Here is a 16,294-nt window from a genome sequence, read left to right as displayed (position 1 = left end):
CCTGCACTACTGACCATTCGCTACTCACTACTCACTACTCACTACTCACTACTCACTATTCGCCAACTCCTACTCCGCCGCCTGTTTTGCCTCGGCAGCCAGAAAGATCGCCTCGAATGCCGCCGCGATCACCTCCGGCCCGGCCCCTGCCCGCGTCGCATCGGCCGACAGGATCTGCCGGAACCGCCGTGCGCCCGGCCAGCTCTGGAACAGCCCGACCATGTGGCGGGTGACATGGATCAGCCGTCCGCCGGCAGCGATATGCCCGGCCGCATAGCCCATCATCGCATCGCGCACCCCGGCCCAGAAATCCGCAGACTGGCGGTGGCCATTGGCGGTAAAGGCTTCGCCGGAGAAATCGACGGCAGCCGCCCCCGTCAGCGGATGCGGAAAATACCCGTCCACGCCGGTCAGCATGGCGCTATCATGATACGGCGCCCGCCCGAGCATGACCCCATCCAGCACCGCTTCGTGATTCAGTTCTTCAACAGCCTCACTCAAACTGCCAAGACCGCCATTGAGACCAATGAAAAGACCGGGATGTTCCGCCTTGAGCCGGTGAACCAGACCATAGTCCAGCGGCGGAATATCGCGGTTCTCCTTCGGCGACAGCCCCTGCAGCCAGGCTTTGCGCGCATGAACCCAGACCGCATCGGTTCCGGCCTCTGCCACCCGCGATACCAGATCGCGCAGCGCGATCTCCGGGTCCTGATCATCGACCCCGATCCGGCACTTGACTGTCACGGGAATGGACACCGCCGCCTTCATCGCCGCGACGCATTCCGCCACGACCCAAGGCTCGCGCATCAGGCAGGCGCCAAACGTGCCGGATTGTACGCGGTCCGAAGGACAGCCGACATTGATGTTGATCTCGGCATAACCGAACGCTTGGCCGATCCGCGCGGCCTCCGCCATCTTGCGAGGATCATTGCCGCCCAGTTGCAGCGCCACCGGCCGCTCGACCGCATCGAACCCTAGCAACCTCTGACGGTCACCCCGCAGGATCGCTTCGGAGACGATCATCTCGGTATAGAGCAAGGCGTGTTTGGAAAGCTGCCGGGCCAGGAACCGGTAATGCCTGTCGGTCCAGTCGATCATCGGGGCTACGGCGAAGACCGGCGCTGCGAAATATGTCGAAGCGGTGCCGATCGATGCCGAAATCGCTGCAGTGCCCATCAAAAAAATACCTTCATCCCCGCACGCATTGCAGGCGGTATACTGTAGTGGAGAAACAGGCGCGCAACCGGAGACGGATATCCCGCAGCTCGAAGCGGCCCAACCAATCGCCGCCTTATACAGCGGCGAGGTTTTGAAAGCGAGACGGGACTTTGAAAGGTTTGATGACTGGCGGTCGAGGGCAAAAGCGCAAAAGCATATCGCGAGCCAAACCGGCTGCGGATATCGAGGCATCCCGCACGGTCGTGGTTGAGGTCAGCAGATGGATATGAGAGAAAATGAGAAAACGACAGATTACCGCGCCGTACGCGCGATTGAGGTCAGTTCATCGCTGCAAAAAGCGTCAGTGCGCTTGCAGCTTGGCCTCCTCGGCGGCAGCAATGAACACCGCGCGGGCCTCTTCAGGCGATTTGCGGCCGTCAATGGCGGCGCGGCAGAAGCTACGGGCTGCAACGTAACGGGGACCGCGAAGATCGGGCCAAGTGTCCATCAGGCAGATCAACGCGTCGAACGGTCCCAAAACGACTTGAGAACCCTTGTGCGCAAATCCGACTTCGACGGGGTTGGACCATTTGGTATTTGGCATGAGCGTCTCCTCCGAATGTCTTGCCAGACCATAACGGTAACATAACCGATTTGGTTCCCGTTGGGCAGAGCACAAAACGAAAAAAGCCTGCCGCGGGAGGAGGTGCGGCAGGCTTCTGAAAATGACCCACGGTCGGGAGGAGGTGACCGCTGATCGGTCGCAGCTTTTCGGGAGGAGGTGAATCGCTGCGATAAATATGACTATAATGTTGCGTCGCACAAAAATCAAATAAAATTTGATGCAACGCAACCGTTACCAGTAACGTCTTCGTGTCTCCTGGCCACTGGATGCGCTGCCGATCAGATAGCCCGCAACGAAAGCGGCTGCACCGAAGACCAGCAAGGCGGTGCTGGTGGCGGAGGGATGATCCTGAGCATTTTGCGCCACAGCAGTGGCCTCGTCCCGGACATAGCTGGCCGCCTGTTTCGCTTTGGCCGCTACACCGCTGGTTTCATCGAGTTCGCCGGTAAAACCGGTCCGCAAATTCTTGATATTCGCCATCTCGCACTCCTTTGCTGTTCGCTGGAAAACACCCGAGCCGCCGCATTGTTCCAAGTTGCCCGGACGTCGGCAAATACGGATCGGAAGTGATGTTCGGTAACGCGTTTCATTCCGGCACAAATCTAAGCATCTGCTAAAAAATCACTGTTGTGATTTCTTCATGTGTGGCATGCTAATAGAGGAGGTGCCTCATAAAAACCAATTTCGGAGTGGCTACTACAACCCAGAATCAAAAAATAAGAGACGGGAGAGAACACAATGGTAGAGGAAAATCTGTATCGGATCGTCGAAGTCAGCTTGAAGCACGGCAGTGACCGCCGCGACGTCGGCATTATGACCGTCCGTCAGGCGCTGGAGCTTCCAGATGTCCCGAGCCTGGAATATACTCATCCGGAATACAATTCCCGGGCAGACAGCGAGTTTCTGACACGCGACCAGCTTCAGGCCTACGTCTGCAGCTGAAGCCGCTTTCCCCACCCCTGAAATGGGTGCTATCGTCCAGCATTCGCAATCGAATGGTGGACGTCGATGACAACTGTATTCCCCCTTCCCGCCCCGGTGCTTTTGCCGGTGCTGAATTCCCAGCAGAGGTTTCCCGTCCGCCGGGTCTATTGCGTTGGGCGCAACTACGCCGCCCACGCGATCGAGATGGGCCATGATCCCGATCGCGAACCGCCCTTCTTCTTCCAAAAAAATCCGGACAATCTTGTCCAGGCAGCTGAATTCCCCTATCCGCCGCTATCGAGCGATGTGCATCACGAGGTTGAGCTGGTGATCGCATTGCAACAGGGTGGCGATGCCATTGACGCCGGCGATGCGCTCGATTGCGTTTATGGTTATGCCGTCGGCATCGACTTCACCCGCCGCGACCTGCAGGCAGAGGCGAAGGCTGCGGGCAAACCCTGGGCGGCGGCAAAAGCCTTCGAATATTCGGCGCCGCTGTCGCAGATCGTGCCGGCAGAGGTTATCGGACATCCCACAGACGGCAACATTTGGCTGAAGATCAACGGCAAGATCAAGCAGCAGGGCGATCTCAACCAGATGATCTGGAAAACCCCGGAAATCATCGCCGAACTGTCGAAACTGTTTACGCTTGCCGCCGGCGACATCATCATGACCGGCACGCCGTCGGGCGTTGGGCCGGTAGCCCGCGGCGACGCAGTATCGTGCGGTATCGATGGTATCGCGACGATGACCGTCACGGTCGTTTGAGGGAGACACCCATGCCGCTCTATGCTCTTGGCTCCACCCGGCCCACCGTGCCGCCGTTCGGCCGCTATTGGATCGCTCCGGACGCCCATGTCATCGGTGAGGTCGAACTGGGCGACGATGTCGGCATCTGGTTCGGTGCAGTGCTGCGCGGCGACAACGAGCCGATCCGGATCGGCGCCCGCACCAATATCCAGGAGGGCGCGGTCATTCATGTCGATCCCGGCCTGCCCGTCACCATCGGGCAAGGCTGCACCATCGGCCATCGCGCCATAGTGCACGGCTGCACGATCGGTGACAATTCGCTTATCGGCATGGGGGCAACGGTGCTGAATGGTGCCGTCATTGGCAACAATTGCCTGGTGGGCGCCAATGCACTGGTGACCGAGGGTAAAGCCTTTCCGGACAAATCGCTGATCGTCGGGGCGCCGGCAAAAGCCATCCGATTGCTGGATGAGGCCGCCGTCGCTGGATTGAGAAAATCGGCGGATAGCTACGTCAGCAAATGGCAGCTGTTTGCAACCAGCCTTGCCGTTATCGGATAGGCGACGCCGGAGCTGACGCATCTGGAACCGGGCGTCCTCGCCATATGTTGGCGGGCGAGAAGTGAAGCTGGATCAGGCGCTCGCCCGTCTATTCAGCCGTGCAGTTCTGGCAGTGGCCACGAATCTCGATCGTGGTCTTTTCGGTCTTGAAATGCTGATTGCCGGCCAGCACCGACAGACGCGCTTCCATTGCCTCGTCATGCATCTCGGTCACCTGGCCGCAGTCCTCGCAGATGGCGAAGGCCGTCACACCATGATCATGGTGATGGTGATGATCAGGATGGGCACAGGCGACGAAGGAATTCATGCTTTCGAGCCGGTGGATCAAGCCGAATTCCAACAGCTTGTCGAGCGCCCGGTAGACCTGCAGCGGCGCGCGAAACCCGTGATCGCGCAGCTTGTCGAGGATGGTGTAGGCGCTGAGTGGGCCATCGGCATGATTGAGCGTGTCGAGGACCAGCGACTGGTTCTTGGTGAGTTGTTGTGCCGCCATCAGTGATGTCCTCCATGCGTCGAGTGTATCGCCGTCTCTGCCTGTTTGTTGCGGCCGAACGGCAGCAGACTGAGCACGAAAAACCCCATCGCCGCAACCACGATCGACGGGCCGGACGGTGTATCGAAATGCAGAGAGCCGAAAAGCCCACCGGTGACCGCCAGCGCGCCGATGACCGATGCGAGCACCGCCATGATCTCGGGCGACGTGGCAAAGCGGCGGGCAGTCGCTGCCGGAATGATCAGCAGCGAGGTGATCAGCAGGATGCCGACGATCTTCATGGCGATGGCAATCACCAGTGCCATCAGCAGCATGAAATAGAGCCGCGCCCGCTCCGGCTGCAGGCCCTCGGCCTCGGCCAGTTCGGGGTTGACGGTGGAGGCAAGCAACGGCCGCCAGAGATAGACGATCGCGGCGAGGACGAGAATGCCGCCCCCCCAGACCAGATCGATATCCGCCTCGGAGACCGCAAGAATATCGCCGAACAGGAAGCCGACCAGATCGATCCGCACCCAGGTCATGAAGGCGACGATGACGAGGCCGATCGACAACGACGAATGCGAGAGAATACCGAGCAAAGCGTCGGTGGAAAGCGCACCACGCTTCTGCAGCAGCAAGAGGAGCAGCGACACGGCAGCCGCGACGATGAAGACGCTGAGCATCAGATTGAGATCGAGCAGCAGCGACAGCGCTACACCGAGCAAAGCGGAATGGGCCATCGTATCGCCGAAATAGGCCATGCGCCGCCAGATGACGAAACAGCCGAGCGGACCAACGGTGATGGCTAGCCCGATGCCGGCGATGAGAGCGCGGGTGAAGAAATCATCAAACACGGCCGCTCTCCTTGGTATCGTAGCCCTGCAGGCGGCTCTTGTAACCACAGCCGCAATCCGGCCCATGCACGTGATCACGTGTGGCGTGATCGTCATGCGAATGGTCGCCATGATGATGGCCGTCATCGGGGTGGCAATGCTCGGTAATGCTGCCATCGGTATGCAATACGCGGCCATCCGGCAGATGGGTATGGTCGTGGTCGTGGCTGTAGACGGCGAGCGATTTGGCAGCGCGGCTGCCGAACAGTTTTAGATATTCCGGGCTCTGGCTGACCATCTGCGGTGTGCCGCGGCAGCAGACATGGCCGTTGAGGCAGATCACCGTGTCGGTCTCGGCCATCACCACGTGCAAATCGTGGGAGATCAGCAGGATGCCGCAGCCGGTTTTGTTGCGGATGGACTTGATCAGGTCGTAAAGCGCGATCTCGCCGGAAAAATCGACGCCCTGCACCGGCTCGTCGAGCACCAGCAGATCCGGCTTGCGGGCAATGGCGCGGGCAAGCAGGGCGCGCTGGAACTCGCCGCCGGACAGATGCTGCACCTCGGCGCGGGCGAGATGGGCGATACCGGTCGAATGCAGCGCTTCCTCGACTTCACGTCCCTTCAGCGGTCCGGTCAGCGTCATCAGCCGCTCGACGGTCAGTGGAAGCGTCCAATCGATCGAAAGCTTCTGCGGCACATAACCGACCGTCAGACCCGGCAGCTTCTCGACCCAGCCTTCGTCCGGCTTCAGCACGCCGATCGCGGCCTTGGCCGTCGTCGATTTGCCGGAGCCGTTGGGACCGATCAACGTGACGATCTCGCCACGGCTGATCGAGAACTCGACGCCGCGCACCAGCCAACGGCCATTGCGCCGAATGCCGGCATTGTTGAGCGAGACGAGCGGTGACTGATCGGACTTATGGAAATTCAGCATCAAAAAAATCCGGATGGGGTGTTGCCAGCCGCTATGCCACACGTTATAGCATAACGCAATTGATGTAATAACATTACATTGATTTACAAGACAGGAGTACCCGCATGAGCCTGAAAAATTCCCTCCTTTTGACATCGGCGCTGATTTTCGCCCCCTCCATGCTTCTGGCAGCCGGCACCGCCCATGCCGAAGTTCCCAATGTCGTCGTCTCGATCAAGCCGATTCACTCCCTAGTCGCCTCTATCATGCAGGGCGTCGGCGAACCTAAGCTGATTGTCGAAGGCGCCGCCTCCCCCCACACCTACAGCATGAAACCCTCGAACGCTTCGGCGCTGGAAAAGGCCAATGTGGTCTTTTGGGTGGGACATGGACTGGAAGCCTTTCTCGAAAAGCCGCTGGAATCGCTTGGCACCCATGCCAAGATCGTTGAGTTGGAAGATGCGCCCGGTCTTGAAAAACTGAAATTCCGCGAAGGCGGAGCCTTTGAAGCCCATGATCACGGCGACGGGCACGAAGCGGGCGCCGAAGGTGCGGAGGGCCATGCCCATGAGGCCGGTCATCACCACCACGAAAGCGAGTTCGACCTGCATCTCTGGCTCGATCCCGCCAATGCCAAGGCAATGGCAGCAGAGATCGAAAAGACGCTGGCCGCTGCTGATCCCGCCAACGCCGCAACCTACAAAACCAATCTCGATGCCCTGAACATCCGGCTCGAAGCCCTTGACAAGTCGCTTGTCGAGGCGGTCGCGCCCATCAAGGACAAGCCGTTCATCGTCTTTCACGATGCTTACCAGTATTTCGAGCATCGTTACGACGTGAAGGTGGCAGGATCGATAACCGTCAGCCCCGAGACCCTGCCCGGTGCTGCCCGTCTGAAGCAGATCCATGAAAAGATCGTCGAACTCGGCGCCACTTGCGTTTTTGCCGAACCGCAGTTCGAACCCAAACTCGTCAACGTCGTGCTTGAAGGCACGTCGGCAAAGTCCGGCACGCTGGATCCGGAAGCGGCAACGCTTGAGGCCGGTCCCGACCTCTATTTCCAATTGATGGAGAGCATCGGCACATCGCTGAAAACCTGCCTTTCCAACGGTAGCTAAAAAGGTCCTCCCAAGACCGTGAAAAGGCGGACCAGCACAGGTCCGCCTTTTTCAGGCCATCAAATGTAATGATATAACATTAAAAGGAGTTACCGATGTCCGATAAACTTCCGGTCACCGTTCTCTCCGGCTTTCTTGGCGCCGGAAAGACCACGCTGCTCAACCACATTCTCAACAATCGCGACGGGTTGCGGGTTGCCGTCATCGTCAACGATATGAGCGAGGTGAATATCGACGCGGCACTGGTGCGCGAGGGCGGCGCCAACCTGTCGCGGACCGAGGAACAACTGGTCGAGATGACCAATGGCTGCATCTGTTGCACCCTGCGCGACGATCTGCTTAACGAGGTGCGCAAGCTCGCCGAGCAGGACCGGTTCGACTACCTTCTGATCGAATCGACCGGGATCGCCGAGCCCCTGCCCGTCGCCACCACGTTCGAATTCCGCGACGAGGCCGGCAACAGCCTCGCGGATGTCGCACGGCTCGACACCATGGTGACGGTGGTCGATGCGGTCAGCCTGCTGGGCGATTATTCCTCCGCCGACTTCCTGGCCGACCGTGGCGATACTGCCGGAGACAACGACGACCGCACGCTCGTCGATCTGCTGGTCGAACAGATCGAGTTTGCCGATGTCGTCATTCTCAACAAGACGGGCAGTGCAACACCTGAGCAGCGCGATGCCGCGCGAAAAATCATCGTCGGGCTGAACGCCGATGCGCGGCTGATCGAGACGGATTTTGGCAAAGTGGCCTTGCGCGACGTTCTCGGCACCGGCCTGTTCGACATGCAGAAGGCCGAGCAGCATCCGCTCTGGTACAAGGAACTGCACGGTTTCAAGGATCACATCCCCGAAACCGAGGAATATGGCATCCGCTCCTTCGTCTACCGGGCAAAAAAACCCTTCGATCCGGAACGGTTTCACGATTTTGTCCACCGGCCATGGCCGGGTGTGGTGCGGGCAAAGGGCTTCTTCTGGCTGGCGACACGGCCGCATCACGCCGGCGAACTCAGCCAGGCCGGACCGATGGTGCGGACCTCGAAAATGGGATTGTGGTGGTCGGCGGTTCCTAAAACCCAATGGCCGGACGACCCGGGCTTCCTTGCGATGATGAAGCCTTATCTCGATCCTATCTGGGGCGACCGGCGCCAGGAAATCGTCTTCATCGGCGCCGACCCGATGGACCAGGCAACCTTGGAGGCGGAACTCGACGATTGTCTGATCGATGCCACCGCATTCACACCAGACCGCTGGCGGGCCTTGGCGGATCCGTTCACGGAGTGGTCCGCAAGAGCTAGCTAGGCTGCTGGACAGCGATCCGTGTAGAAAGGGCGGCTCAATGCCGCCCTTGTCGTGTTCGACCTGATCAGCGAGTCGTCAGATTGACGATGACGCCGGTGGCGACGCTGATCAGCAGAAAGTCGTTACCGGCCCGAACCCACTGCTGGCCACGCGGCGGCGCGCGAAGCTTGTAGCGTCGGTAGTCGTTGACCGCAGCGATACGGCGGCGCTCCGAAGGCGACAGGCGGTGGCCGCGTGCCCAGCGCTTTTTCTCGATGACACGCTTTTCGACAACTTTGGTGTTGCCCTGCCGATAGACACGTTTCTCGACATGGCGTTCTTTCACCTGGGCGACTTCGAAGGGCTTGGCCGGCTGCGCGAAGGCCATCGGCGCCGTGAGGAAGGAGCTTGCGACCAGCGCAATCAGCAGACGTTTCATCGGGGTGTCCTTTCGTTTTTGACACCCCGAAACTACGACCATAAAGATGAAGGGAAACTGAAACCGTAAATTACAAAATTGTAATGATATCAGTTAATTATAAGAATTAACTGATACAATGCACAAAGTTGCAACCGATGATTACAGCGCCTCGTAGGCAAACCGGTCGAAATCCGCGGCCTGCGCCCGGCCGGAGGTATCGAAGGCAAAGACCCCGGCAAACGCCCCGGTGAAGGACCCGTGCTCGCCGCGTCCCCCCTCGTCGGAAACGACCCCGGCATCCAGCAAAGGCCCGAGTTTGCGCCATGTGCGATAGCCGTCCGGATGCCAGAAGAACTGCAGATCGTTATCGCGAATTTCCATGGCCAGGTGTACCCGGCCAAACGGGACGGCAACGCCGCTTCCGGCCGGAAAAGTCATGCGGCTATGCGGAAAATCGCCATTGCAGGAAAAGATGGTCACCACGCGGCCGAGTTGTTCATGCAGCGTTACCGCGACCGCATGAAATTTGTGACGATTGTAATAATGGGTCAATCCGGCCGCCTGCTGATAGGTGTCCGGCTCGAATTCGACGACTGTTTCGGCCCTGAACGAATGATGCTCCTGGCGCCGCGCCACCAGCGCCTGCTCGAACCAGCTACCGATACTTTCCCGGCCGAACAGCCGCAGATGTCCCGGCCTTTCCGTCAGCGAGAAAATCCGCTCCGGCGCCGGCGTCCGCAGCCACTGGAAATCCATAGGCAGATTTGGACCGTCGAATTCGCTTTCAATGCGTGCCGGTTTCTCGATGACGGCAGCCTCGCCCGGCGCCGGAACGTCGACAGCGGGAACGACGCCGCCCTGTGCGAGATAGAGCCAGCCGTCCTCGCCCCAGACGCATTTCTGCAACGCTGTCTCGCGCCCGAGCGTGCAACGCCGCTGTGGTGCCAAAGGACGGCCGGTCAGATGGGTATGGTAGGCCTGGCCGTCCGGCGTCTCGACATATTGTCCATGCCCTGCCCTTTGCAGCACGGCATCCGGATGATCCTTCGATGTGATCAGATGCGTCTGCGGGTGCATCTCGTAGGGACCTTCGATCGTCCGGGAGCGCGCCATGGTGACCACATGATCGTAACCGGTGCCGCCCTCGGCGGTCGTCAGATAGTACCAGCCGTCGCGCTTGAAAAGATGCGGCCCTTCCACCAGCCCCTGCGCGCTGCCTGCAAAGATGTTGCGGATCGGGCCGGTGAGCTGTTTCGTGGCCGGATCCCATTCCTGCAGCAGGATGCCGTCGAAGGCCGGGGATTTCGGCGCGCCGCCGAAACTCTCGGTGCGGTGGTTCCACTGCATGTTGAGAAACCATTTGCGGCCGTCATCGTCATGGAACAGCGACGGATCGAAGCCCGACGAATTGACATAGATCGGCTCAGACCATTCCCCTTCGACAGTCGGCGAGGTGACGATGTAATTATGGGCGTCCTTGAAATTGCCATCGAAGCGCTTGACGTCGGTATAGACCAGAAAGAACTGGCCATCCGCATAGGACAGGCACGGTGCCCAGACGCCGCAGCTGTCGGGATTGCCGCGCATGTCGAGCTGGCTCGCCCGCTCCAATGGCCGGCGCACCAATGTCCAGTTCACCAGATCGCGCGAATGATGGATCTGCACCCCCGGATACCATTCGAAGGTGGAGGTGGCGATATAGTAATCGTCGCCGACGCGGCAGATCGATGGATCCGGGTTGAAGCCCGGCAGAATGGGATTGCGGATCACCGTGGTCATGACGAACGTACCTCATGGATTCTCGGAATGCCATACCGCCTTAAACTCGGCGCAGTTTCAAGCCCCCGTCTTACCCTGTAAGAACATTCTTCACAGTCTCACCGACTCGGCGTTTCGCCTGAGCACGGGCAGCATCTCATATACAAGTTGTTAGGCCCGGACGCGGTTTCCCACAGCTCCTGCTCAAGCTTTAGGCAAAGACAGAACCGTCTGGATGCGACTTTGGTATGACGTTGCCGGACTATGCCGGAAAATCCGGGCGCGGACTTGAATCGGGGCTTGAAATCGGCACTGTGGCTGTGCTTGGCAAAAAAACATCGACAATCAGCTTAGCGGGGGAGGAAACGTCTATGGCCGCACTGCTCGGTATCAGCAGGCTCATCGACCGTGTCACGGAGATCATCGGCAAATCAGTCTCATGGCTGATCCTGGTGGCCGTACTGGTCAGCGCCGGCAATGCCATCATCCGAAAAATCTTCAACATGTCGTCGAATGCGTGGTTAGAGGCGCAATGGTACCTGTTCGGCGCCGCCTTCATGCTGGCGGCGGCCTATACGCTCAGCCAGAACGAGCACATCCGCATCGACGTCGTCTACGGCAAGTTTTCGCGCCGGACGCAACACTGGATCGACCTGTTCGGTCACGTCTTCTTCCTGATGCCGTTCGTACTGCTGATGACCTATTATCTTATTCCCTACGTGCTGATGTCGGTTCGCTCGCAGGAAGGATCCTCCAGCGCCGGCGGCCTGATCGTTTGGCCGGCCAAGGCCATCCTGCTGTTCGGCTTCGTGCTGCTTGCGCTGCAGGGTGTCTCCGAAATCATCAAGAAGGTGGCGATCATGACCGGCAATATGGACGATCCGACGCCCTATGTGCCGACCCACGCGCCGCTTGACGATGTCACCGTTCCGGAGGCACGCCCATGATGGAGTTTATCGCCGTCAATCTCGCGCCGATCATGTTCGTATCCTTGATCATCTTTCTTTTGCTGGGCTATCCCGTCGCCTTCTCGCTCGCCGCCAATGGCCTGCTGTTCTTCATCGTCGGCGTCGAACTCGCGCCCTTGTCCGGCGGCTCGATCAACCTGTCCTGGCCGTTGCTGAACGCCCTGCCCGATCGCTTCTGGGGGGTGATGTCGAACGACACTTTGCTCGCCATTCCCTTCTTTACCTTCATGGGGATTGTGCTGGAACGGTCAGGCATGGCCGAAGACCTGCTCGATACGATCGGCCAGCTGTTCGGCCCGATCCGCGGCGGCCTCGCCTATGCCGTGATTTTCGTTGGTGCGCTGCTTGCGGCGACAACGGGCGTCGTTGCCGCCTCGGTCATCGCCATGGGCCTGATCTCGCTGCCGATCATGCTGCGCTACGGGTATGACCGGCGCGTCGCCTCCGGCGTCATTGCCGCGTCCGGCACGCTTGCGCAGATCATCCCGCCATCGCTGGTGCTGATCGTTCTTGCCGACCAGCTCGGCCGTTCCGTCGGCGACATGTATGCTGGCGCCCTGATCCCCGGCCTGATTCTGACCGGGCTCTACATGCTCTACATCCTGATCATGACCTTCGTCCGGCGCGATTCCATGCCGGCCCTGCCGCTTGAAGCCCGCACGCTGGGCTCCGGCGTGACATCACTGCTGATCGCACTCGTCGTCGCGGCCGGCTTTGCCTATGCCGCCCATGTCTACCTTTATCCGACGCATGGCGAAAACGCCGACATTCTCGGCGCGACCGTCGGCATCGGCTTCATCTACGTCGTCGCTCTTCTCGACAAGGGTCTGAAGGTCAACGCCATGTCCAGGCTTGCCCAGCAGGTCATCATCGTCTTGATCCCGCCGCTGGCACTGATCTTTCTGGTACTCGGCACGATCTTTCTCGGCATCGCCACGCCGACGGAAGGCGGCGCCATGGGTGCGGTCGGCGCGCTGGTGATGGCGGCGATCAAGGGGCGGCTGAGCATGGACGTGATCCGCTCGGCACTGGCCGCCACGACACGGCTCTCGGCCTTCGTGCTGTTCATCCTGATCGGTGCGCGGGTATTCTCTTTGACCTTCTACGGCGTCAACGGCCATATCTGGGTCGAGCATCTGCTGGTCGCCATGCCCGGCGGCGAAACGGGCTTCCTGATCACGGTCAACCTGCTCGTCTTCTTCCTGGCATTCTTCCTGGATTTCTTCGAACTCGCCTTCATCATCGTGCCACTGCTCGTTCCGGCAGCCAATGCCCTCGGGATCGACCTCATCTGGTTCGGGGTGCTTCTCGGCATCAACATGCAGACAAGCTTCATGCACCCACCCTTCGGCTTCGCGCTGTTCTACCTGCGCTCGGTCGCCGCCAAGGTGCCTTACCTCGACAAGGTGACGGGCAAGGTGACGCAACCGGTGACAACCGGGCAGATCTATTGGGGTGCCGTGCCTTTCGTCGGCATCCAGATCATCATGGTGGCCCTCACCATCATGTTCCCGCAGATGGTCATGCACTACAAGGGCGATGCCGCAGTGGTGGATCCGGCCACGATCAACATCGTCGTGCCGGGCTTTGGAACGGGTGGTGGTGGGCTGGCCCTGCCCGACAATGGCGGCGGCCTCGGTCTGCCGGGCGGCCTGCAGTTGCCGGGCGGCAATCCGCTCGACGGCAGCAACCAGAAGCCGGCGGATCAGAAACCCGCCAACGACCTGAGCGCTCCGCCCTCTTTCAATTGACAGCCCAAGGGGCCGGTTCTCGAACCGGCCCCTTCCTCTATTTAGTAGACAACGAAAAACCCCGAAGCCTCTCAGCTTCGGGGTTTTTCGTTTCCGTGACGGTATCCGAGCAGCGCTTACAGTTTGCCGCCGCGCTGCTGGATCATCATGAACGTGTCGTAATTGTATTCGGCGATCTGCGCATTGAGATAATACTCGCCGCGGAAGGCCTTGATCGAGTCCCAGATCTTCTTGAAAGTCGGATTTGTCGCTTCCATCTCGGCATAGACCTCATTGGCCTTGTCGAAGCAGGCTGCCAGGATTTCCGGGCTGAACGGGCTGAGCTTGGCGCCGGCTGCAACCAGACGCTTGATCGCGGCCGGGTTCAGATAGTCGTATTTCTGCAGCATGTTGGCGTCGGTCGCCTGGCAGGCGGTGCGCAGCAGCGACTGATAGTTCTTCGGCAGGCCATCGAAAGCTGCCTTGTTGAACATCGCATGGACCGTCGGTCCACCTTCCCACCAGCCGGGATAGTAGTAATACGGCGCCACCTTGTAGAAGCCGAGCTTCTCGTCGTCATAGGGGCCGACCCATTCGGCCGCGTCGATCGTGCCCTTTTCCAGCGACGGATAGATGTCGCCGCCGGCGATCTGCTGCGGCACGACGCCGAGCTTTTCGACGACCTTGCCGGCAAAGCCGCCGATGCGCATCTTCAGGCCCTGCATGTCGGCAACAGTCTTGATTTCCTTGCGGAACCAGCCGCCCATCTGCACCCCGGTATTGCCGCCCGGATAACCGACGAGCCCCTGCGTTGCCAGGAATTCGTTGAACATCTCAATGCCGCCGCCATGGTAATGCCAAGCGTTCATGCCGCGCGCATTGAGCGCGAACGGAACGGCGGCACCCAGCGCCCATACCGGGTCCTTGCCCCAGTAGTAGTAGGAGACCGTGTGGCAGGCTTCGACCGTGCCGGCAGCGGCGGCATCGGCAGCCTGCAGCCCCGGAACGAGTTCACCGGCGGCGAAGACCTGAATCTTGAAGTTGCCGTCCGTGGCGTCGGACAGATATTTCGACAGCACTTCAGCACCGCCATAAATCGTGTCGAGCGACTTCGGGAACGACGATGCCAGGCGCCAGTTGATCTTCGGATTGCTCTGGGCAATGGCAGGCGCTGCGAGCGTCGTGGCAGCAGCGGCGCCGACGCCACCGAGAGCCGCGCGCTTGATGAATAGACGGCGATCCATGTTCTCTCCTCTGTTGTCGCGGACAGCCGGCAAAGCCGGACCTGCTCCTCCCCGCGGGCACAAACCGCACCGGCCGATATCGGCCGGTCAAAAACGGATATGCGCAATCTCAATCCATTTTATCCGGACACACGATTTCCACGGAATCCGCGTGCCTCCATCCGGCAGATTACACGCTCACCCCCTCATGTCCAGTCGTGCGGGAAAATGACGATCTTCGACTTTTGTCTAAGGCAACCGTCAATGTTTGCAGCGGCTTACGCAAAGTTGATCACAGCAGTCCCGCCACAACGAATCTGTGAAGAGAAAGCGGCAAACTATTGAAACAGCTAATATACCGGATTCGGAAGTCCAGGCCGATTTTTACCCGTTAAAGGCCACCGTTTCGCGATTGCAGGCTTTCCGGCAATATTTTTCCAATGTGACGGAAACATTCACAGAAGGGTTCCTCGGCACGCGCGCGCACGCGCCCTATGCTCCAGCCGAAATCAAATCTCGGGAGTTCTTCATGAAACGTCTACTGCTCATCGGTGTCGCGCTTGCGGCCTTGACCGCTCCGGCCGCCGCTGCAGACAAGCTGCTCAATGCATCCTACGACATTTCCCGTGAATTGTTCGAACAGGTCAACGAAGCCTTCATCGGTGCCCATCCCGGCGTTACCATCGACCAATCGCATGGCGGCTCGTCCAAGCAGGCCCGCGCCATCCTCGAAGGTCTAGAGGCCGACGTTGTGACCTTCAACCAGGTGACCGACGTCGATGCTCTGGTGAAGGGCGGCTTCGTTTCGGAAGACTGGAAGAGCGACTTCGCCAACAATGCCTCGCCATTCTACTCCTTCCCGTCCTTCCTGGTCCGCGAAGGAAATCCGAAGGGCATCAAAGACTGGAACGATCTGGCACGCGATGACGTCAAGGTGATTTTCCCGAACCCGAAGACATCGGGCAACGCCCGGTACACTTATCTGGCGGCCACAGCCTATGCGAAAGAAAAATTTGCCAACGATCCGGCCAAGGTCGAAGAATTCGTCAAGAAGATCTTTGACAACGTTCCGGTATTCGATACCGGCGGACGTGCGGCCACAACCACCTTCGTCGAGCGCGAAACCGGCGATGTGCTGATCACCTTCGAAGCCGAAACCAAGGGCATTGCCAAGGAATTCGGCGAAGACAAGTTCGACATCGTCACGCCGTCGGTCAGCCTTCTCGCCGAGTTCCCGGTGGCGATCGTCGACAAGGTGGTCGACAAGAACGGCACCCGCGATCTGGCCAAATCCTATCTCGATTTCCTCTACACGCCGGAAGGCCAGAAGATTCTGGCCGCGAACGGCAATCGGGTCAACGACGCGTCGGTCGCTGCCGAGTTCAAGGATCAGTTCCCCGAGGTCCGCCTGCTCAAGGTCGAAGATGTCTTCGGCGGCTGGGGCAAGGTCAAGGAAGAGCATTTCGCTGAAGGTGCTGCCCTGGATAAAATCTACGGAAATCGTTGATCCCACACGCAGAATGTGAAAAACGGAGGCCGCAGCGGAAACCCATTCCGC

General features: G+C 59.6%; 17 protein-coding genes. 8 read left to right on the top strand and 9 right to left on the bottom strand.

What is annotated here, in order from left to right; translation table 11 throughout:
• Positions 1-69: 69 nt before the first annotated feature.
• The 3 genes from dusA to ACP7E6_RS03790 all read right to left on the bottom strand — a co-directional run bounded on the left by dusA (position 70) and on the right by ACP7E6_RS03790 (position 2,263).
• Complete coding sequence (dusA, locus tag ACP7E6_RS03800) at positions 70-1,176, bottom strand: tRNA dihydrouridine(20/20a) synthase DusA (RefSeq protein ID WP_426228030.1); 1,107 nt, start codon at positions 1,174-1,176, stop codon at positions 70-72.
• Positions 1,177-1,519: 343 nt separating this feature from the next.
• Positions 1,520-1,762: a DUF982 domain-containing protein gene (locus ACP7E6_RS03795; RefSeq protein ID WP_426131813.1), complete on the bottom strand. Its 243-nt coding sequence runs from the start codon at positions 1,760-1,762 to the stop codon at positions 1,520-1,522.
• Positions 1,763-2,014: 252 nt separating this feature from the next.
• The gene (locus ACP7E6_RS03790) at positions 2,015-2,263 is read right to left on the bottom strand and encodes a hypothetical protein (protein ID WP_426228028.1); all 249 of its coding nucleotides are present in this window, start codon (positions 2,261-2,263) and stop codon (positions 2,015-2,017) included.
• Between the two features lie 258 nt (positions 2,264-2,521).
• Here ACP7E6_RS03790 and ACP7E6_RS03785 point away from each other — a divergent pair, with 258 nt between their 5' ends.
• The 3 genes from ACP7E6_RS03785 (at position 2,522) to ACP7E6_RS03775 (ending at position 4,017) form a co-directional block, all read left to right on the top strand.
• Positions 2,522-2,725, top strand: coding sequence for a hypothetical protein (locus ACP7E6_RS03785; RefSeq protein ID WP_426228026.1), 204 nt, complete (start codon positions 2,522-2,524; stop codon positions 2,723-2,725).
• Between the two features lie 66 nt (positions 2,726-2,791).
• Complete coding sequence (locus ACP7E6_RS03780) at positions 2,792-3,475, top strand: fumarylacetoacetate hydrolase family protein (RefSeq protein WP_426228024.1); 684 nt, start codon at positions 2,792-2,794, stop codon at positions 3,473-3,475.
• Positions 3,476-3,486: 11 nt separating this feature from the next.
• Positions 3,487-4,017 carry a gamma carbonic anhydrase family protein gene (locus tag ACP7E6_RS03775; RefSeq protein ID WP_426228022.1) on the top strand — a complete coding sequence of 177 codons (531 nt, stop codon included), beginning with the start codon at positions 3,487-3,489 and terminating at the stop codon, positions 4,015-4,017.
• 88 nt (positions 4,018-4,105) lie between these two features.
• Here ACP7E6_RS03775 and ACP7E6_RS03770 read toward each other — a convergent pair whose 3' ends face one another.
• Genes ACP7E6_RS03770 through ACP7E6_RS03760 form a run of 3 tightly spaced genes read right to left on the bottom strand, consistent with a single transcriptional unit; the run spans position 4,106 to position 6,259 of the window.
• Entirely contained in the window at positions 4,106-4,510 is a 405-nt protein-coding gene (locus ACP7E6_RS03770; protein WP_426228020.1) for a Fur family transcriptional regulator, read from the bottom strand.
• A complete protein-coding gene (znuB, locus tag ACP7E6_RS03765; protein WP_426228018.1) occupies positions 4,510-5,343 on the bottom strand; it encodes a zinc ABC transporter permease subunit ZnuB in 834 nt (277 codons plus the stop codon). The genes ACP7E6_RS03770 and znuB overlap by 1 nt, the downstream gene beginning before the upstream one ends.
• Positions 5,336-6,259 (bottom strand): ATP-binding cassette domain-containing protein, encoded by a 924-nt coding sequence (locus ACP7E6_RS03760; RefSeq protein ID WP_426228016.1) that lies wholly within the window; start codon positions 6,257-6,259, stop codon positions 5,336-5,338. Before ACP7E6_RS03760 ends, znuB begins: the two co-directional genes overlap by 8 nt.
• A gap of 104 nt (positions 6,260-6,363) precedes the next feature.
• Between ACP7E6_RS03760 and znuA the strand changes: the two genes are divergently transcribed.
• Positions 6,364-7,356: a zinc ABC transporter substrate-binding protein ZnuA gene (znuA, locus tag ACP7E6_RS03755; RefSeq protein ID WP_426228015.1), complete on the top strand. Its 993-nt coding sequence runs from the start codon at positions 6,364-6,366 to the stop codon at positions 7,354-7,356.
• A 95-nt stretch (positions 7,357-7,451) separates the two neighbouring features.
• On the top strand, positions 7,452-8,657 hold the full coding sequence (gene zigA, locus ACP7E6_RS03750) for a zinc metallochaperone GTPase ZigA (protein ID WP_426228013.1): 1,206 nt from the start codon (positions 7,452-7,454) through the stop codon (positions 8,655-8,657).
• Between the two features lie 64 nt (positions 8,658-8,721).
• On the opposite strand, the gene ACP7E6_RS03745 is transcribed toward zigA, so the two are convergent.
• Both ACP7E6_RS03745 and ACP7E6_RS03740 read right to left on the bottom strand, forming a co-directional pair.
• Complete coding sequence (locus ACP7E6_RS03745; RefSeq protein ID WP_426228011.1) at positions 8,722-9,075, bottom strand: RcnB family protein; 354 nt, start codon at positions 9,073-9,075, stop codon at positions 8,722-8,724.
• Positions 9,076-9,216: 141 nt separating this feature from the next.
• On the bottom strand, positions 9,217-10,827 hold the full coding sequence (locus tag ACP7E6_RS03740) for a glycoside hydrolase family 43 protein (RefSeq protein WP_426228544.1): 1,611 nt from the start codon (positions 10,825-10,827) through the stop codon (positions 9,217-9,219).
• Between the two features lie 359 nt (positions 10,828-11,186).
• Here ACP7E6_RS03740 and ACP7E6_RS03735 point away from each other — a divergent pair, with 359 nt between their 5' ends.
• Both ACP7E6_RS03735 and ACP7E6_RS03730 read left to right on the top strand, forming a co-directional pair.
• On the top strand, positions 11,187-11,762 hold the full coding sequence (locus ACP7E6_RS03735) for a TRAP transporter small permease subunit (RefSeq protein WP_426228009.1): 576 nt from the start codon (positions 11,187-11,189) through the stop codon (positions 11,760-11,762).
• A complete protein-coding gene (locus tag ACP7E6_RS03730; protein WP_426228007.1) occupies positions 11,759-13,534 on the top strand; it encodes a TRAP transporter large permease in 1,776 nt (591 codons plus the stop codon). Before ACP7E6_RS03735 ends, ACP7E6_RS03730 begins: the two co-directional genes overlap by 4 nt.
• A 116-nt stretch (positions 13,535-13,650) precedes the next feature.
• On the opposite strand, the gene ACP7E6_RS03725 is transcribed toward ACP7E6_RS03730, so the two are convergent.
• A complete protein-coding gene (locus tag ACP7E6_RS03725; RefSeq protein WP_426228005.1) occupies positions 13,651-14,757 on the bottom strand; it encodes a TRAP transporter substrate-binding protein in 1,107 nt (368 codons plus the stop codon).
• Positions 14,758-15,265: 508 nt separating this feature from the next.
• Between ACP7E6_RS03725 and ACP7E6_RS03720 the strand changes: the two genes are divergently transcribed.
• A complete protein-coding gene (locus ACP7E6_RS03720; protein ID WP_426228003.1) occupies positions 15,266-16,243 on the top strand; it encodes a sulfate ABC transporter substrate-binding protein in 978 nt (325 codons plus the stop codon).
• Positions 16,244-16,294 lie beyond the last annotated feature (51 nt).

This window comes from Pararhizobium sp. DWP3-4, from assembly GCF_049898205.1.
In the GTDB taxonomy this organism is placed as follows: domain Bacteria; phylum Pseudomonadota; class Alphaproteobacteria; order Rhizobiales; family Rhizobiaceae; genus Pararhizobium.
Note: the sequence above shows the minus strand (reverse complement) of the source record. Positions and strands in the feature narration are given on the sequence as shown.